This is a genomic window from Buttiauxella cochleicola (assembly GCF_021282435.1).
Lineage (GTDB): Bacteria > Pseudomonadota > Gammaproteobacteria > Enterobacterales > Enterobacteriaceae > Buttiauxella > Buttiauxella massiliensis.
In genome coordinates, this window is sequence record NZ_JAJSOT010000004.1 from 43,638 (window position 1) to 60,792 (window position 17,155).

A 17,155-nucleotide genomic window follows, 5' to 3' on the forward strand; every position below is an offset into this window, starting at 1 on the left:
TATTTGCGATGCTTCTTCCATAAACGGCCGATTCTGACGCTATGAGTACATTTGACGAGCAACCACCTGAGACGACTGAAACCATCGGACATACGATGCGACGTCGCCCGCTTGCACGTAAAAAACTCTCTGAAATGGTGGAAGAAGAGCTTGAGCAAATGATTCGCAGACGAGAGTTTGCTGAAGGTGAACAACTGCCTTCCGAACGCGAACTTATGGCCTTTTTCAATGTTGGTCGTCCTTCAGTTCGTGAAGCACTGGCGGCACTTAAAAGAAAAGGTCTGGTGCAAATTAGTAACGGAGAGCGCGCTCGCGTTTCTCGTCCTTCTGCAGATACCATCATTGGTGAGTTGTCTGGGGTAGCAAAAGATTTCCTTTCGCGCCCAGGCGGGATTGCGCACTTTGAACAACTGCGTATGTTCTTTGAATCTAGCCTGGTTCGCTATGCCGCTGAGTTTGCCACAGACGAGCAAATCGCTCGGCTTGGGAAAGCGCTGGAGATGAACAACCAGGCCCTGGATGATAACGATCTGTTTATTCGATCCGATATCGAATTCCACCGGGAATTAGCGGAGATCCCTGATAATCCGATCTTTATGGCAGTACATGTCGCATTGCTAGACTGGTTGATTGCGGCACGCCCAACGGTTTCTCAGGACGTTCTTCATGCTCACAACAATATTAGCTATCAACAGCACATTGAGATTTATAACGCGATTCAGGCTCGTGATCCTGATGCTGCTGACGCGGCATTAAAAGCTCATTTGAAAAGCGTATTCGCCTCCTACTATCCCACGCCGCGCAAACGCACTTCCAAAAAGTAGCCAACTTTAATCTGAGATCCCTCGCACGAATTTTTAGTACGTCTCATTAGCCATCATAATTTCATATGACCAAGATCGCATCCTGAGCGCTTAGTGATGTGGTGTTTACTTTTTGATCTGGTATAACAGGTATAAAGGTATATCGTTATGTTAAGAAACCAGACAACAATAGAGGCGTATATGACACAGAATCTTCGCGGTGTGATGCCCGCACTGCTTACTCCATTCAATAAGCAACAACAGGTAGATACCGACAGCTTGCGCCGTCTGGTTCGTTTCAATATTGAGCAGGGTATTGATGGTATCTACGTAGGTGGTTCGACCGGAGAGGCCTTTCTACAAAGTGCACAGGAACGTGAGCAAGTGCTGGAAATCGTTGCTGAAGAAGCCAGAGGGAAAGTAACTCTGATTGCGCACGTAGGCAGTATCAGTACTCATGAGAGCCAGGTGCTGGCGAGTGCCGCACACCGCTACGGTTTTGATGCTGTCTCTGCCGTAACACCATTCTATTATCCGTTTAGTTTCAATGAACATTGCGATCACTACCGCGCAGTAATTGATGCATCTGACGGTTTGCCAATGGTGGTTTACAACATACCTGCATTAAGTGGCGTGAAACTCACTCTCGAGCAAATTGATACCTTAATCAATTTACCGGGTGTGGGAGCATTAAAACAGACTTCTGGCGATCTCTACCAAATGGAACAGATCCGTCGCGCTCATCCGGATCTTGTGCTCTACAACGGCTATGACGAGATCTTCGCATCTGGGCTGGTTGCAGGAGCCGATGGTGGGATTGGTAGTACTTACAACGTAATGGGGTGGCGCTACCAGGCAATTAAGCAAGCGGTTCAGAGCGGGGATATGCAACGTGCCAGCCTGCTTCAAAGTGAATGTAATAAAGTTATTGATGTACTGATTAAAGTGGGTGTTTTCCGTGGACTGAAAACTTTACTGCATTACATGGATGTTGTTGCTGTACCGCTGTGTCGCAAACCATTCTCGCCAGTGGAAGAGCATTATCTGCCAGAGCTTAAAGCACTCGCAGTCCAGCTTCAGGAAGAACGTGCAGCGTTCTGAATGACATAAATAAACCATGGTGCTGTAAACCATACCTAATCAGACCCAACAAAAGGACGGGTTTTAACGAACTCGTACCGGGAGTGCTTTATGAACAACACTGCCCAACGGATCCCGTGGTATCGCCATTTGACTAAGCCGCAATGGAAAGCATTTTCAGCTGCCTGGATTGGCTACTTATTGGATGGTTTTGATTTTGTCTTGATAGCATTAGTACTAACTGAAATTCAAAGTGAATTTGGCCTGACAACTGTTCAGGCGGCGAGCTTGATCTCTGCGGCCTTTATCTCGCGCTGGTTTGGTGGCCTTGTTCTAGGTGCAATGGGCGATCGTTATGGTCGCAAGCTTGCGATGATAACCAGCATCGTGTTGTTTTCGTTCGGTACGCTGGCGTGTGGCTTTGCTCCGGGTTTTACGACGATGTTTCTTGCTCGTCTGCTGATTGGCATGGGGATGGCTGGCGAATATGGGTCTAGTGCCACCTATGTCATCGAAAGCTGGCCGAAACATATGCGTAATAAGGCGAGTGGCTTTCTTATCTCAGGCTTCTCTGTAGGAGCAGTGATTGCAGCTCAAGTATATAGCGTTGTGGTACCGGCATGGGGCTGGCGTGCGCTGTTCTTCATCGGCATTTTGCCTATTATCTTTGCGCTCTGGCTGCGTAAAAATATTCCGGAAGCAGAAGACTGGAAAGAGAAGTTTGCTGATACAAAACCAACCAAAACCATGGTGGATATTTTGTACCGCGGCGAGCATCGGCTTATCAATATTGGCCTGACAGTTGTCGTCGCAACGGCGCTTTACTTCTGCTTTGCCGGTAACCTTGGCAACGCGGTACTTATTGCTGTACTGGGTTTGATATGTGCTGCGGTGTTCATCAGCTTTATGGTGCAAAGCAGCGGTAAGCGCTGGCCAACAGGTGTCACACTGATGGTCGTGGTGTTCTTTGCCTTCCTTTATTCATGGCCTATTCAGGCATTGTTACCAACATATCTTAAAACTGAGCTGGCCTACGACCCAAAAACCGTTGCACATATTCTGTTCTTTAGCGGTTTTGGTGCTGCAGTTGGTTGTTGTGTAGGTGGTTTCCTCGGTGATTGGTTAGGAACACGCAAAGCTTATGTCTGCAGCCTCCTGGCGTCGCAATTACTGATTATTCCGGTATTTGCCATCGGTGGCGGTAACATTTGGGTGCTGGGTCTGCTGTTGTTCTTACAGCAGATGTTGGGGCAAGGGATCGCGGGGATTTTACCAAAACTGATTGGTGGTTATTTCGATACCGAACAGCGTGCCGCGGGTCTGGGCTTTACCTATAACGTTGGTGCGCTGGGTGGTGCACTGGCTCCGATAATTGGCGCCACTATCGCTCAGCGTCTCGATTTAGGCACTGCACTGGCGTCGCTCTCATTTAGCCTGACCTTTGTAGTCATTCTGTTGATTGGCCTGGATATGCCATCACGGATTCAGCGCTGGATTCACCCTGAAGCAGTACGGACTCACGATGCCATAGATGGGAAGCCGTTTAGTGGGGCTGGTATTGTTAAAGAAGGGCCGGTTAAGGGGCCGATGATGCACAAAGCAGTGAAATAAAGCAGTCTGATAAAACATAAAAAGCCCGGTGATTTTCATATCACCGGGCTTTTCGTATTGATAAGTCAGGTAAGCGGATAGCTACCTGACAGACAAATTACACTTCGAGGAAGTTCAGGATCCCGTCAGCCGCTTTACGGCCTTCAGCAATCGCTGTAACCACCAGGTCGGAACCACGAACGGCGTCACCGCCAGCAAAGATTTTCGGGTTGCTGGTCTGGAATGGATTATCGCTACCTTCCGGTGCCAGAATACGGCCCTGGCTGTCCAGCTCAACGCTGTGTTTTTCCAGCCACTGCATGGCATGTGGGCGGAAACCAAACGCCATAATCACCGCATCGGCAGGCACTACGTGCTCGGAACCCGCAACGATTTCCGGGCGACGGCGGCCATTTGCATCCGGCGCACCCAGTTCAGTACGAGCCACTTTCACACCCGATACGCGACCGTTGCCATTCACTTCGACACCCAGTGGCTGCACGTTGAACTGGAACTCGACTCCTTCTTCACGCGCGTTTTTCACTTCGCGTTTAGAGCCCGGCATGTTCTCTTCATCACGGCGGTAAGCACAGATGACGTGCGTTGCACCCTGGCGAATAGAACTACGTACGCAGTCCATCGCGGTATCACCACCGCCAAGCACCACAACGCGTTTGCCTTCCATATTCACATACGGCTCTTCTGGCGAGTCGCCGAAGCCCATGATCTTTTTGGTATTAGCGATGAGGAACGGCAGTGCGTCGAATACGCCTGTCGCATCTTCATTCTCTAAACCACCGCGCATTGACTGATAAGTGCCAACACCCAGGAACACGGAATCATACTCTTTCAGCAGCTCGTCGATCTGAACGTCACGGCCCACTTCAGTGTTCAGCTTGAATTCGATGCCCATGCCACTGAAGATCTCGCGACGTTTGGTCATCACTTCTTTTTCCAGCTTGAACGCTGGAATACCGAAGGTCAGCAGGCCACCAATTTCTGGGTGACGGTCATAAACCACAGCTTTCACACCGTTACGTGCCAGCACATCAGCACATGCCAGCCCAGCAGGGCCAGCACCGATGATAGCAACACGTTTGCCGGTTTGCTTAACGCCCGTCAGGTCTGGTTTCCAGCCCATCTCAATCGCTTTATCGTTGATATAGCGCTCGATGTTACCGATGGTGACAGCACCAAACTCGTCGTTCAGCGTACAAGAACCTTCGCAAAGACGGTCTTGTGGGCAAACTCGGCCACACACTTCCGGCAGGCTGTTTGTCTGGTGAGACAGTTCAGCCGCTTCAATAATGCGCCCTTCGTTGGCAAGCTTCAGCCAGTTTGGAATGTAGTTATGAACCGGGCATTTCCATTCACAGTACGGGTTGCCGCAAGACAAGCAGCGGTCTGCCTGTGCTTTGGCCTGGCCTTCTGAGAACGGCTCGTAAATTTCCACAAATTCAATTTTACGGATCTTGAGCGGTTTCTTTGGCGGATCAACGCGCTGTAAGTCGATAAATTGATAAACGTTTTGACTCATCGTGACCTCTTACTGCGCCTGCACCCGCAGCTCAGCTGCGGAACGACTGCGGTGACCCAACAATGCTTTAACATCACTGGACTTCGGTTTAACCAACGTGAATTTTGAGGCAAATTCCGGCCAGTTAGCCAGTATTTCTTCGCCGCGCTGGGAACCCGTCAGTTGCACATGCTCGGTAATCATCCCGCGCAGGTGTTCTTCGTGAATAGCCAGCTCATCAACGTTGAGCAGTTCAACCAACTCAGGGTTAACGCGTTTACGGAAATCACCATCTTCATCAAGCACGTATGCGAAACCACCGGTCATACCTGCACCAAAGTTCACGCCCGTCTTGCCGATGACACAGACAATACCGCCAGTCATGTATTCACAACCGTTATCGCCAATGCCTTCTACAACGGTAATCGCACCGGAGTTACGCACAGCGAAACGCTCACCCGCACGACCTGCAGCATAAAGTTTGCCGCCTGTTGCACCGTACAAGCAGGTGTTGCCTATGATGGATGCTTCGTGGCTGCGGAAGAATGAACCGACCGGAGGACGCAGTGAGATCAAACCGCCAGCCATACCTTTACCGACATAGTCGTTGGCATCGCCAGTAAGGTGTAACTCAACGCCACCGGCGTTCCATACACCAAAGCTTTGCCCGGCTGTACCGCTGAAATGCGCTTTAATCGGATCCGCTGCAAGCCCCTGGTCGCCATTGTGCTGTGCAATATAACCAGACAATGTGGCACCGACTGAACGGTCAGTGTTGCGGATATCAAACCAGAACGTTTTGCTCTGCTTGTCATCCACATACTGCTTCGCCTGAGCGAGCAGTTGAGCATTCAGGTCACCTTTATCAAATGGTGGGTTCGTTTCGGTCCAGTAGACTGCTTTGCCCGGCATAGGCTCAGCTGTTTTCAGCAGATTCGACAGATCCAGGTTTTGTTGTTTGGCAGTGAAACCGTCCAGCTCTTTGAGCAAGTCAGTACGGCCAATCAAGTCAACCAGGCGCTTCACGCCTAACTGCGCCATCAACTCACGCGTTTCACGGGCAATAAATTCAAAGTAGTTTGTCACTTTGAATGGCAGGCCGTGATAGTGGTTTTTACGCAGTTTTTCATCCTGAGTTGCAACACCGGTTGCGCAGTTGTTCAGGTGGCAAATACGCAGGTATTTACAACCCAATGCAACCATTGGACCAGTACCGAAACCAAAGCTTTCTGCGCCAAGAATCGCGGCTTTGATAATGTCTAAGCCAGTTTTCAGGCCGCCATCAACTTGCAGGCGAATCTTATGACGCAGGCCGTTCGCAACCAGTGCCTGTTGTGTCTCCACCAGACCCAGTTCCCATGGGCAGCCAGCATATTTCACTGATGACAGTGGGCTTGCACCTGTACCACCGTCGTAACCGGCGATAGTAATCAGGTCGGCATAAGCTTTTGCCACACCCGTTGCGATGGTGCCAACGCCTGGTTCGGAAACCAGTTTGACGGAGATCATTGCTTTAGGGTTGACCTGTTTCAGGTCGAAAATCAGCTGCGCCAGGTCTTCGATAGAGTAAATATCGTGGTGCGGCGGAGGTGAAATCAGCGTAACGCCAGGTACGGAATAACGCAGTTTTGCGATATACGGCGTGACTTTATCACCCGGTAACTGACCACCTTCGCCAGGCTTAGCACCCTGAGCGACTTTAATCTGGATAACATCAGCGTTCACCAGGTAAGCCGGGGTCACACCGAAGCGGCCAGAAGCCACCTGTTTGATACGCGACACTTTATTGGTGCCATAACGCGCAGGATCTTCGCCACCTTCACCGGAGTTGGAATTGCCACCGATGCTGTTCATTGCTTCTGCCAGCGACTCGTGTGCTTCCGGGCTTAACGCACCGATAGACATCGCCGCGGTATCAAAGCGTTTGTACAACTCAGTTGCTGGTTCAACGTCTTCAATACGAACGGTTTCGCCTTGCGGATCCAGAGTAAGCATATCGCGCAGCGTTGCCACCGGACGCTCGTTCACCAGCTTCGCGTATTCTTGATAATCTTTGTACTCGCCGCTGTTTACCGCTTTTTGCAGCGTCTGAACCACGTCAGGGTTGTAAGCGTGATATTCGCCACCGTGGACGTATTTGAGTTGACCACCCTGATCCAAAGGTTTACGAGCTAACCACGCGCGCTTGGACAGGTTCAGCAAATCTTGCTGGAAGTCATTAAAGCCTGCGCCACCAATACGGCTGACAACGCCCTGGAAGCACAGCTCAGAAACTTCTTTATGCAGGCCGACCGCTTCAAACAGTTTCGAGCAACGATAAGAGGCGATAGTCGAGATGCCCATTTTGGACATGATCTTGTACAGCCCTTTGTTGATGCCGTTGCGGTAGTTCTGCATCACTTCACGGTACGGTTTTTCGATAGCCGTGCTGTCGACTAACTTCGCCAGTGTTTCGTAGGCGAGGTATGGATAGATCGCCGTTGCGCCAAAACCGAGTAGAACAGCGAAGTGGTGCGGGTCACGCGCACTTGCCGTTTCGACGATAATGTTCGCATCGCAACGCAGATTTTTCTCGACCAGGCGAGTCTGTATCGCGCCAACCGCCATCGGAGCCGGAACTGGCAGGCGATCTTTCGCGATGTTACGGTCAGACAGCACCAGCAAAACGGTGCCGTTGCGAACCATGCGTTCAGCTTCGTCGCACAGTGCATTGACGGTTTCGTGTAGCGACTGGGTGGATGCATCGTAAGTGATGTCCAGCGTGTCAGCGCGGTAATGCTCTTCTTCAAGCGTTGTCAGCTGCTGGAAATCAGACCACAACAGAATTGGCGATTTGAAACTCAGGCGGTGTGCCTGGCCTTCTGCTTCACAGAAGACGTTCATTTCACGGCCAATGCTGGTTGCCAGTGACATAACGTGCGCTTCACGCAGCGGGTCGATTGGCGGGTTAGTTACCTGCGCAAACTGCTGACGGAAGTAGTCATAAATGATGCGTGGCTGGCTAGAAAGTACGGCAAACGGGGTATCGTCACCCATTGAACCCACAGCTTCCTGGCCATTCTCACCCAGCACACGAATCACAGAATCCAGCTCTTCTACGCTGTAGTTAAACTGTTTCTGGAAGCTTGCGAGGGTATCGTCATCCATTTCACGGGAGCCAACTTCTTCGTCTGGTAAATCTTCAAACGGCACCAGGCGACGGACGTTGTTTTCCATCCACTCTTTATACGGGTGGCGACTCTTCAAATCGGCATCGGTTTCAGCTGAATGCAGAATTCGGCCAATACGCGTATCGATAACCATCAACTCGCCAGGACCGACACGGCCTTTCTCGATGACTTCGTCAGGCTGGTAATCCCAGATCCCAACTTCAGAAGCACAAGTGATCAGCTTATCTTTAGTGATGACGTAGCGTGCTGGACGCAGACCGTTACGGTCCAGGTTACAAGCCGCATAGCGCCCATCGGACATAACGATACCGGCCGGGCCATCCCATGGCTCCATATGCATGGAGTTAAAGTCGAAGAAGGCGCGCAACTCTGGGTCCATGTTCGGGTTGTTCTGCCAGGCTGGTGGAACCAGTAAACGCATGGCGCGAACGATGTCCATACCGCCAGCTAATAGCAGCTCGAGCATGTTATCCATGGAGCTTGAGTCGGAACCGGTTTCGTTCACGAATGGTGCTGCGTCATGCAAGTCCGGAATCAATGGAGTCTGGAACTTGTAGGTACGGGCGCGTGCCCACTGGCGGTTACCGGTGATGGTGTTGATTTCACCGTTGTGCGCCAGGTAGCGGAACGGCTGGGCCAGCGGCCAGCGTGGCACTGTGTTGGTGGAGAAACGTTGGTGGAACAGGCAAATAGCTGATTCCAGACGTAAGTCCGCCAGGTCCAGGTAAAAGCGCGGCAAGTCTGCCGGCATACACAGACCTTTATAGATGTTAACCAGGTTGGAGAGACTACAAACGTAGAATTCTTTATCCTGGATGCGTTTCTCAATGCGGCGACGGGCGATAAACAGGCGACGTTCCATATCACGTGGGCGCCAGCCAGCCGGAGCATTAACAAAAATTTGTTCGATGCGAGGTTTTGAGGAGAGGGCGATTTCACCGAGTACGTCTTCATTGGTTGGCACTTCGCGCCAGCCGACAATCGACAAGGTCTCGTTTTGCAACTCTTCTTCAACGATGCGGCGGCTTGCACTTGCCAGCGCGTCGTCTTTGTTTAAGAAAATCATGCCTACCGCATAATTTTTTGCCAAACGCCAACCACGTTCTTCCGCAACGATTCGGAAGAAACGGTCAGGTTTTTGCAACAGCAGGCCACAACCATCACCGGTTTTACCATCGGCGAGGATTGCACCACGGTGCTGCATTCGGGCCAGTGCGTGAATAGCAGTACGCACTACCTTGTGGCTAGGTTCGCCTTCTATGTGGGCGATCAGGCCGAAACCACAGTTATCCTTCTCAAGGGATTTATCGTACAACATATCAGTGAACCTCCCCAGGCTCTACGTGATTCCCGATACCGTTTGCGTCCAGACGCAGCAAGGGCATGGCGACGGGGTTTGCGAATCTACGCTTACCGCGTGTGTCGCCCTCTTGATGTCTAACGCATCCGGTTTCACAAGTGTTGAGGACTTGCTTTAGAGGGAATCTAAATTACTGCATAAATATGATGGGCACAGAACCCATCCAGAAAGCTTCCAGCGGATTTCCAAGTTATCGGGAAAGCGCACACAGGTCAAATGGCATTCTTATTTATACGATTATGTGCTAAATGGTATTTAACATCATGAATGTAAACATTTTATTATCATTTTTATCGTATTTAAGCGGCAGGGGAATCGCTTGGGTATTGTGATCTCTCTCACTATCTGGCGGGCTGCAAAATTCCAGACCGTGCTGGCAATGTCTAAGTTGGCAGGATCTTGTGCTATCAATGCGGGTTGGCGTGTTGTATGACACTGTTTTTCACAAGGTCACATATTCTTTAAAAATAGGGAGTCAACATAAGGAAAAGTAATCATCTTTTGCGTGCGTAAACTTGCACTAATTTTGCATTGTTATGCAATGGATAAAGCTGCGCCAAAGCGATTGATCCAGGTCATCGCTAAATTGGGCAGATAATGGCAGGCTACGTCCCTTTTACAGGGCGGCCCATCAGATTATGCAGTTACAAAAATTAGTCAATATGTTTGGTGGCGATCTTCAGCGTCGTTATGGCCATAAGGTCCATAAACTCGTGCTGCATGGCGGTTTCAGTTGCCCAAACCGCGACGGCACCATTGGGCGTGGGGGGTGTACTTTTTGCAATGTTGCCTCTTTTGCCGATGAAACCCAACAAAACCACTCTATCGCCGACCAACTGGAGCGCCAATCACAGTTAGTGAATCGTGCTCAACATTATCTGGCCTATTTCCAGGCGTACACCAGCACATGGGCTGAAGTTCAGGTTCTACGTTCGATGTACCAACAAGCGGTCAGCAAGGCCAGTATCGTTGGTTTATGCGTGGGGACTCGTCCTGACTGCGTACCGGATAGTGTGCTGGATCTGTTAAGTGAGTATCACGATAAAGGCTACGAAGTTTGGCTGGAGTTAGGTTTACAGACGGCTCATGACAAAACATTGCATCGTATTAATCGTGGGCATGATTTTGGCTGTTACCAGGAAACCACACGCCGAGCACGAGCACGTGGGTTGAAAGTTTGCAGTCATCTTATTGTCGGCTTGCCGGGTGAAACGAAATCACACTCCATGGAGACGCTGGAAAAAGTCGTTGAGACAGGCGTGGACGGTATCAAACTCCACCCATTGCATATCGTCAACGGCAGCACGATGGCCAAAAGCTGGCAGGCAGGGCGCTTGCAGGCGATTGAATTAGAAGAGTATGCGACAACGGCCGGTGAAATGATTCGCCATACCCCGCTTGATGTCGTGTTCCACCGAATTTCGGCTAACGCTCGGCAACCAACCCTGTTGGCACCACTGTGGTGTGAGAATCGTTGGGCCGGGATGGGCGCTATCGATAAGTATCTGACTGAGCATGGCACACAAGGTTCGGCGATAGGTACACCATGGAGCCCGGCAATTCTGTTGTAATCCCTAAGCGTGCGGTATATTTAGCTGATTGATGACGAGGGAAACGTTCCATGAAGCAAATCCGGTTACTGGCGCAATATTACGTTGATTTGATGGTGAAGCTCGGATTAGTGCGCTTCTCTTTGTTACTGGCCTCAGCCCTGGTGGTGTTGGCTATCGTGGTACAAATGGCCGTGACGATGTTATTACGCGGCCAGGTTGAAAGTATTGATGTCGTCCGTTCTATCTTCTTTGGCCTGCTAATTACTCCCTGGGCCGTCTATTTCCTTTCTGTGGTGGTTGAGCAACTTGAAGAGTCGCGCCAGCGGCTTTCAAAGCTTGTGCAAAAACTCGAGGAGATGCGCGAACGAGATCTAAAACTCAATGTGCAGCTCAAAGACAATATTGCCCAACTGAACCAGGAAATCGCCGATCGCGTTAAAGCGGAAGATGAACGCCAGACGATGCTGGAGCAACTTAAAGTTGAGATGCAGGAGCGTGAAGAGACGCAACTACAGCTTGAGCAGCAATCGTCGTTTTTACGCTCATTTCTCGATGCATCTCCTGACCTTGTTTTTTATCGTAATGAAGACAAAGAGTTTTCCGGTTGTAACCGTGCGATGGAACTGTTGACGGGCAAAAGCGAAAAACAGCTGATTAGCCTGAAACCGGAAGATGTTTATTCGCCAGAAGCGGCGCAGAAGGTTATCGAAACCGACGAGAAAGTATTCCGTCATAATGTTTCCCTCACCTACGAACAATGGCTGGATTACCCTGATGGGCGTAAAGCCTGTTTTGAAATCCGTAAAGTTCCCTACTACGACCGTGTCGGCAAACGCCATGGCTTGATGGGCTTTGGTCGCGATATTACTGAGCGTAAGCGTTATCAGGATGCGCTTGAGCGCGCCAGCCGTGACAAAACTACCTTCATTTCTACGATCAGCCACGAACTACGTACACCGTTGAACGGTATAGTCGGTTTAAGCCGTATCTTGCTTGATACCGAGCTCAATCCTGAACAAACGAACTACCTTAAAACCATCCACGTATCCGCGATTACGCTTGGTAATATTTTCAACGATATCATTGATATGGATAAGCTTGAGCGCCGTAAGGTTCAGCTTGATAACCAACCGATTGATTTCACCAGCTTCCTTGCTGATCTTGAAAACCTCTCAGGCTTGCAGGCGCAGCAAAAGGGGCTGACGCTCGAAATGAACCCAACCTTGCCGTTGCCGCATAAAGTGGTGACGGACGGTACGCGTTTGCGCCAGATTCTCTGGAACCTGATTAGCAATGCGGTGAAGTTTACGCCGAAAGGCGGACTGGTGGCGGTTCGTGTGCGTTATGAAGAAGAAAATACGCTGCGCTTTGAAGTGCAGGATTCCGGCATTGGTATTCCTCAGGATGAGCAGGACAAGATCTTCGCCATGTATTATCAGGTGAAAGATAGCCACGGTGGTAAACCAGCAACCGGTACGGGGATTGGTCTTGCGGTATCGCGCCGTCTGGCTAAGAGCATGGGTGGCGATATTACCGTTAGCAGTAAGCCGGGTGAAGGCTCTCTGTTTACCCTGACTATTCAGGCACCGCGTGTGGCGGATGAAGTTGAAGATACCCTCGAAGACGACGAAATGCCGCTGCCAGCGTTGCACGTGTTGCTGGTGGAAGACATTGAGCTCAACGTGATTGTTGCACGCTCGGTGCTTGAGAAGCTCGGTAATAGCGTAGATGTCGCAATGACGGGCAAAGAGGCGTTAGAAAAATTCACCCCAGGAGAATATGACCTGGTGCTGTTGGATATTCAGTTGCCTGATATGACGGGGCTGGATATTTCCCGTCAGCTGACAACTCGTTACCCCCGCGAAGATTTACCGCCGCTGGTGGCCTTGACGGCTAACGTATTGAAAGATAAAAAAGAGTATCTGGATGCTGGCATGGATGACGTGCTGAGCAAACCACTCGCAGTTCCGGCGTTGATGGCGATGATCCAAAAATTCTGGGACAACCAAAAGTCAGAGTCTGAAAAGGAGTCTCCAATGTCTCAAGTTAATAGTGAAAAGCAACAAGCCTTGCTCGATATTCCGATGCTTGAGCAGTACATGGACTTAGTAGGACCAAAACTGATTACTGATGGACTGGCGATGTTTGAAAAAATGATGCCGGGTTACCTGAGTGTGCTGGATTCCAATATGACCGCTCGCGACCAGAAAGGTGTGGTGGAAGAAGGCCATAAAATTAAAGGTGCTGCGGGTTCTATTGGGCTACGCCATTTGCAGCAAGTTGCTCAGCAAATTCAGTCGCCGGACTTACCAGCATGGTCAGAAAATGTGGGTGAGTGGATTGAAGAATTGAAGCAGGAATGGCAACACGATGTTGATGTTCTGAAAACCTGGGTTGCGAACGCCCCCAAAAAATGACCCCGGATAAACCGGGGTGCGCGAATTCTGCGCCAACACCAGGGAAAAGCCCGGTTGCGCCGTAAGTTATAAGTTTTTATCCAGTCGGCGCAGCCGATAATCTCGTATGCTGCTCAGGCATTAAGATAGCAAATCTTAAATGATTTGTTACGTGAATCAGTAAAATGTGTGAAGCATAGCGATCAAATCATAATAACTGATGATAATTATCGCATGATCAATAGGAATGGCGAATGAAGAAGATTGGTGTGGTGCTTAGTGGCAGTGGGGTTTACGACGGTAGCGAGATTCAAGAAGCTGTTATAACTCTATTGGCAATCGCTCGCTCTGGCGCTGAAGCTGTTTGTTTTGCACCTGATAAACCTCAAGCAGATGTTATTAATCACCTGACTAATAATAAGTCTAATGAGCATCGTAATGTACTGGTTGAAGCTGCTCGAATTACCCGTGGGGCTATTACCCCTCTGGAGCAGGCCGATGCCAACGAACTGGATGCGTTGATTGTTCCGGGTGGCTTTGGTGCGGCAAAAAATCTGTGCGATTTTGCCAGTAAAGGTAGTGAGTGCCAGATTGATGGCGATTTACGCCGCCTTGCCAGGGATTGTCACGCGCAGGGTAAGCCTCTTGGTTTTATCTGTATTGCTCCTGTGATGTTGCCAAAGATTCTTGATGTACCAGTGCGTTTGACCATTGGCACGGATATCGACACCGCAGAAATCGTTGAAGAGATGGGGGCAGAACATGTCCCTTGCCCGGTGGATGATATCGTGGTTGATGAAGAGCAAAAAGTAGTGACTACGCCAGCTTATATGTTGGCAACACGTATTGATGAAGCCGCATTGGGCATCGAGAAATTGGTCGCTCGCGTTGTGGATATGACTGCATGAAGAAAGGGCGAATTGCGCTCTTGAGTACCCTGAAGCGCTGGTTGTTGCGCGGTGTACTGGCTTTCGCTGGAGTCTGGCTGGCGGGGATTATTCTGTTTAGCTTTTTGCCTGTGCCGTTTTCAGCCGTAATGGTAGAGCGGCAGCTCAGCGCCTGGTTTAGCGGTGATTTTGGTTACGTCGCTCACTCGGATTGGGTGAGCATGGATGAGATCTCACCATTGATGGGGCTTGCAGTTATTGCGGCAGAAGACCAGAAATTTCCCGACCACTGGGGGTTTGACGTTAATGCTATCGAAAAGGCCATTGCCCATAATGAACGTAATGAAAATCGCGTTCGCGGCGCATCGACACTTTCTCAGCAAACTGCCAAGAACTTGTTTTTATGGGATGGACGTAGCTATGTCCGTAAAGGTCTTGAGGCTGGGTTAACGCTGGGAATGGAAGCCGTCTGGACTAAACGCCGCATTCTCACGGTTTATCTAAATATCGCGGAATTTGGCGAGGGGATTTTTGGTGTCGAAGCCGCTTCACAGCGCTATTTCCACAAACCAGCAAGCCGTCTGACGGCATCAGAAGCGGCATTACTGGCTGCTGTATTGCCCAATCCGATTCGCTTTAAAGCGAATGCACCTTCTGGCTATGTACGCCAGCGGCAGCAATGGATATTGCGCCAGATGCGCCAGTTGGGTGGCGAGTCATTCATGGCGCACAATGAGCTGAAGTAAATTAGTCTTCGTCAAAACCTGAATTAAACAGGGCGATAACCGCATTCAAGGCTTGCTCTTCTTCAGGCCCGGTAACTTCAATTTCGATGTGTCCACCTTTAGCGGAATCCAGCATCAGCAATGCAATCACGCTGTTGGCTTCCGCCTCCGTGCCTGCTTCGTTACGCAGCATCACCTCGGCATCAAAGCTTTGCACCAGTTCGAACAGCTTCATTGCTGGGCGTGCATGCATGCCCAGTTTGTTGGTGATCTCAACGGTCTGTTTTACGGTCATGTTTTGCGTTTTTCCAGCGTACGGTGACGGGATTGCACATTTTTGCCGCGCGAACGGAAATAATCTGCCAGTTGCTCAGCAATATAAACTGAACGGTGTTTACCGCCTGTACAACCAATTGCCACAGTCAAATAGCTGCGGTTGTTGGTCTCCAGCATTGGTAACCACTGCTCAAGATAGCTGCGTGTCTGGTAGATAAAATTGTGCACTTCAGTGTGACGGTCAAGGAACGCAGCGACGGGTCTGTCGAGACCGGTCATCGGACGGAGCTTAGGATCCCAGTGCGGGTTTGGCAGGAAGCGCACGTCGAACACGTAGTCAGCATCGATTGGAATACCGTGTTTAAAGCCGAAGGACTCGAACACCATAGTCAATTCGCGCTCACGCTTGCCGAGCAGACGTGTACGCAACATTTCCGCAAGTTCGTGCACTGACATTTCAGAGGTATCAATAATCAGATCAGCTCTGGATTTCAGTGGTTCCAGCAGGTCACTTTCTTCATCAATAGCACTTTCTAATGAAAGATTTTTGCTGGAAAGTGGATGCAATCGACGCGTGTCGCTGTAACGACGGATCAGCGTATTGCGATCGGCGTCGAGGAATAACAATTGTGGCGAGAATGAGTCAGGCAGATTACTCATCGCCTGTTCAAAAATTTCCGGGTTTTCCGGCATGTTACGCACGTCGATGCTCACTGCCGCAGAAATTTTTCGCTCTGCGAGAGTTTTGGCAAGATCAGGTAACAGCACCACTGGTAGATTATCTACACAGTAGAATCCCATATCTTCTAGTGCACGCAAGGCTACAGACTTCCCTGAACCAGAGCGGCCGCTGACGATCATCAGCACCATTTTTTCACTCCCCCAACTTCTCTTGCTGTGATGTCAACACAACCACAGCCAGATTATTCACTTTCACTACCATTTTCTGTTTCGGTAATGATCTGATAAAGCTCTTCATCGCTTTGCGCAGAACGCAGGCGTCGACAAATTGTTTTGTCTGCCAGACGCTTTGCCACCAGAGATAAAGTGTGCAAATGCGTTTTTGTTTGATCCGCAGGTACAAGCAGCGCAAACATGAGGTCTACAGGCTGGTTATCAATCGCATCAAATGCGATCGGGGTCTCCAGTTTAATAAACACCCCAACGGCGCGGGTGGTATCTTCTTCCAGCTTCCCATGAGGTATAGCGATACCGTTACCGATACCGGTGCTCCCCATACGTTCGCGCGTCAGCACGGCTTCAAAAACCACTTGTGGTGGCAGGCCGAGTTGCTTTGCTGCCAGCTCACTGATGATTTCCAGTGCACGTTTTTTACTCTGGCAATGTACGTTGGTACGAGTACATTCCTTGTTCAGGACATTACTAAGTTGTAGAGCAGAATCGTTGTTCATCATAAGTTCACCTAAGCACCCTGTTATGCTAACGGCCCGTTAAGTAACGAGCCGTCTATGCTGGAACAGTTGCCCGGATTATCAGTGTTGTTTTAGTTTATCTTTATGTTTGGTTAACTGGCGCGCCAGTTTATCAATTAAGCCATCAATTGCCGCATACATATCCTGGCCATCAGAGCTTGCATGGATTTCACCACCATTCACATGAAGCGTTGCATCGGCAATATGCGTGACTTTTTCCACTTTTAACACAATGTAGACTTGGTTAATTCTATCGAAGTACTGCTCCAGTTTGGCAAACTTCGTACTCACAAAATCGCGCAGTGCGTCAGTGATTTCGACGTTATGTCCTGTAATGTTGAGCTGCATAGTGTCTTCCTTATCGGT

Annotated in this window: 13 protein-coding genes; 7 read left to right on the forward strand and 6 right to left on the reverse strand. The window is 49.9% G+C overall.

Going from position 1 to position 17,155, the window contains the following annotated elements; all coding sequences use genetic code 11:
- Positions 1 to 41 precede the first annotated feature (41 nt).
- The 3 genes from LVQ77_RS11095 (at position 42) to LVQ77_RS11105 (ending at position 3,494) form a co-directional block, all read left to right on the forward strand.
- Positions 42 to 824 (forward strand): transcriptional regulator NanR, encoded by a 783-nt coding sequence (locus LVQ77_RS11095; RefSeq protein ID WP_151992962.1) that lies wholly within the window; start codon positions 42 to 44, stop codon positions 822 to 824.
- Positions 825 to 1,004: 180 nt separating this feature from the next.
- Positions 1,005 to 1,904, forward strand: a complete 900-nt coding sequence (nanA, locus tag LVQ77_RS11100) for an N-acetylneuraminate lyase (protein WP_232866307.1) — start codon at positions 1,005 to 1,007, stop codon at positions 1,902 to 1,904.
- Positions 1,905 to 1,994: 90 nt separating this feature from the next.
- Entirely contained in the window at positions 1,995 to 3,494 is a 1,500-nt protein-coding gene (locus LVQ77_RS11105; protein ID WP_232904449.1) for an MFS transporter, read from the forward strand.
- Between the two features lie 97 nt (positions 3,495 to 3,591).
- Here LVQ77_RS11105 and LVQ77_RS11110 read toward each other — a convergent pair whose 3' ends face one another.
- Together LVQ77_RS11110 and gltB are read right to left on the reverse strand one after the other, a co-directional pair.
- Positions 3,592 to 5,010, reverse strand: a complete 1,419-nt coding sequence (locus tag LVQ77_RS11110) for a glutamate synthase small subunit (RefSeq protein ID WP_232904450.1) — start codon at positions 5,008 to 5,010, stop codon at positions 3,592 to 3,594.
- A 9-nt stretch (positions 5,011 to 5,019) separates the two neighbouring features.
- Positions 5,020 to 9,477, reverse strand: coding sequence for a glutamate synthase large subunit (gene gltB / locus LVQ77_RS11115; protein ID WP_232904451.1), 4,458 nt, complete (start codon positions 9,475 to 9,477; stop codon positions 5,020 to 5,022).
- Between the two features lie 680 nt (positions 9,478 to 10,157).
- Between gltB and mnmL the strand changes: the two genes are divergently transcribed.
- From mnmL to mtgA, 4 genes are all read left to right on the forward strand, one after another.
- Positions 10,158 to 11,090: a tRNA modification radical SAM protein MnmL/YtqA gene (mnmL, locus tag LVQ77_RS11120; RefSeq protein ID WP_232904452.1), complete on the forward strand. Its 933-nt coding sequence runs from the start codon at positions 10,158 to 10,160 to the stop codon at positions 11,088 to 11,090.
- Positions 11,091 to 11,140: 50 nt separating this feature from the next.
- Positions 11,141 to 13,489, forward strand: a complete 2,349-nt coding sequence (gene arcB, locus LVQ77_RS11125; protein WP_232904453.1) for an aerobic respiration two-component sensor histidine kinase ArcB — start codon at positions 11,141 to 11,143, stop codon at positions 13,487 to 13,489.
- Positions 13,490 to 13,722: 233 nt separating this feature from the next.
- Positions 13,723 to 14,376, forward strand: coding sequence for an isoprenoid biosynthesis glyoxalase ElbB (gene elbB, locus LVQ77_RS11130; RefSeq protein WP_232904454.1), 654 nt, complete (start codon positions 13,723 to 13,725; stop codon positions 14,374 to 14,376).
- Complete coding sequence (mtgA, locus tag LVQ77_RS11135; protein WP_232866295.1) at positions 14,373 to 15,101, forward strand: monofunctional biosynthetic peptidoglycan transglycosylase; 729 nt, start codon at positions 14,373 to 14,375, stop codon at positions 15,099 to 15,101. The genes elbB and mtgA overlap by 4 nt, the downstream gene beginning before the upstream one ends.
- Before the next feature lies 1 nt (position 15,102).
- Here the strand turns inward: mtgA and npr are convergent, their stop codons facing one another.
- From npr to hpf, 4 genes are all read right to left on the reverse strand, one after another.
- Positions 15,103 to 15,375: a PTS phosphocarrier protein NPr gene (npr, locus tag LVQ77_RS11140; protein ID WP_034459769.1), complete on the reverse strand. Its 273-nt coding sequence runs from the start codon at positions 15,373 to 15,375 to the stop codon at positions 15,103 to 15,105.
- Complete coding sequence (gene rapZ / locus LVQ77_RS11145; RefSeq protein ID WP_034459766.1) at positions 15,372 to 16,226, reverse strand: RNase adapter RapZ; 855 nt, start codon at positions 16,224 to 16,226, stop codon at positions 15,372 to 15,374. Before rapZ ends, npr begins: the two co-directional genes overlap by 4 nt.
- A 53-nt stretch (positions 16,227 to 16,279) precedes the next feature.
- Positions 16,280 to 16,771 (reverse strand): PTS IIA-like nitrogen regulatory protein PtsN, encoded by a 492-nt coding sequence (gene ptsN, locus LVQ77_RS11150; protein WP_151992971.1) that lies wholly within the window; start codon positions 16,769 to 16,771, stop codon positions 16,280 to 16,282.
- Positions 16,772 to 16,849: 78 nt separating this feature from the next.
- The gene (gene hpf / locus LVQ77_RS11155) at positions 16,850 to 17,137 is read right to left on the reverse strand and encodes a ribosome hibernation promoting factor (RefSeq protein WP_151992972.1); all 288 of its coding nucleotides are present in this window, start codon (positions 17,135 to 17,137) and stop codon (positions 16,850 to 16,852) included.
- Between the last annotated feature and the right edge of the window lie 18 nt (positions 17,138 to 17,155).

What these genes read in the sequence shown, in the direction of transcription:
- LVQ77_RS11095 (WP_151992962.1), top strand. Translation starts at nt 42, where the DNA reads ATGAGTACATTTGACGAGCAACCACCTGAGACGACTGAAACCATCGGA.
- nanA (WP_232866307.1), top strand. Translation starts at nt 1,005, where the DNA reads ATGACACAGAATCTTCGCGGTGTGATGCCCGCACTGCTTACTCCATTC.
- LVQ77_RS11105 (WP_232904449.1), top strand. Translation starts at nt 1,995, where the DNA reads ATGAACAACACTGCCCAACGGATCCCGTGGTATCGCCATTTGACTAAG.
- LVQ77_RS11110 (WP_232904450.1), bottom strand. Translation starts at nt 5,010, where the DNA reads ATGAGTCAAAACGTTTATCAATTTATCGACTTACAGCGCGTTGATCCG.
- gltB (WP_232904451.1), bottom strand. Translation starts at nt 9,477, where the DNA reads ATGTTGTACGATAAATCCCTTGAGAAGGATAACTGTGGTTTCGGCCTG.
- mnmL (WP_232904452.1), top strand. Translation starts at nt 10,158, where the DNA reads ATGCAGTTACAAAAATTAGTCAATATGTTTGGTGGCGATCTTCAGCGT.
- arcB (WP_232904453.1), top strand. Translation starts at nt 11,141, where the DNA reads ATGAAGCAAATCCGGTTACTGGCGCAATATTACGTTGATTTGATGGTG.
- elbB (WP_232904454.1), top strand. Translation starts at nt 13,723, where the DNA reads ATGAAGAAGATTGGTGTGGTGCTTAGTGGCAGTGGGGTTTACGACGGT.
- mtgA (WP_232866295.1), top strand. Translation starts at nt 14,373, where the DNA reads ATGAAGAAAGGGCGAATTGCGCTCTTGAGTACCCTGAAGCGCTGGTTG.
- npr (WP_034459769.1), bottom strand. Translation starts at nt 15,375, where the DNA reads ATGACCGTAAAACAGACCGTTGAGATCACCAACAAACTGGGCATGCAT.
- rapZ (WP_034459766.1), bottom strand. Translation starts at nt 16,226, where the DNA reads ATGGTGCTGATGATCGTCAGCGGCCGCTCTGGTTCAGGGAAGTCTGTA.
- ptsN (WP_151992971.1), bottom strand. Translation starts at nt 16,771, where the DNA reads ATGATGAACAACGATTCTGCTCTACAACTTAGTAATGTCCTGAACAAG.
- hpf (WP_151992972.1), bottom strand. Translation starts at nt 17,137, where the DNA reads ATGCAGCTCAACATTACAGGACATAACGTCGAAATCACTGACGCACTG.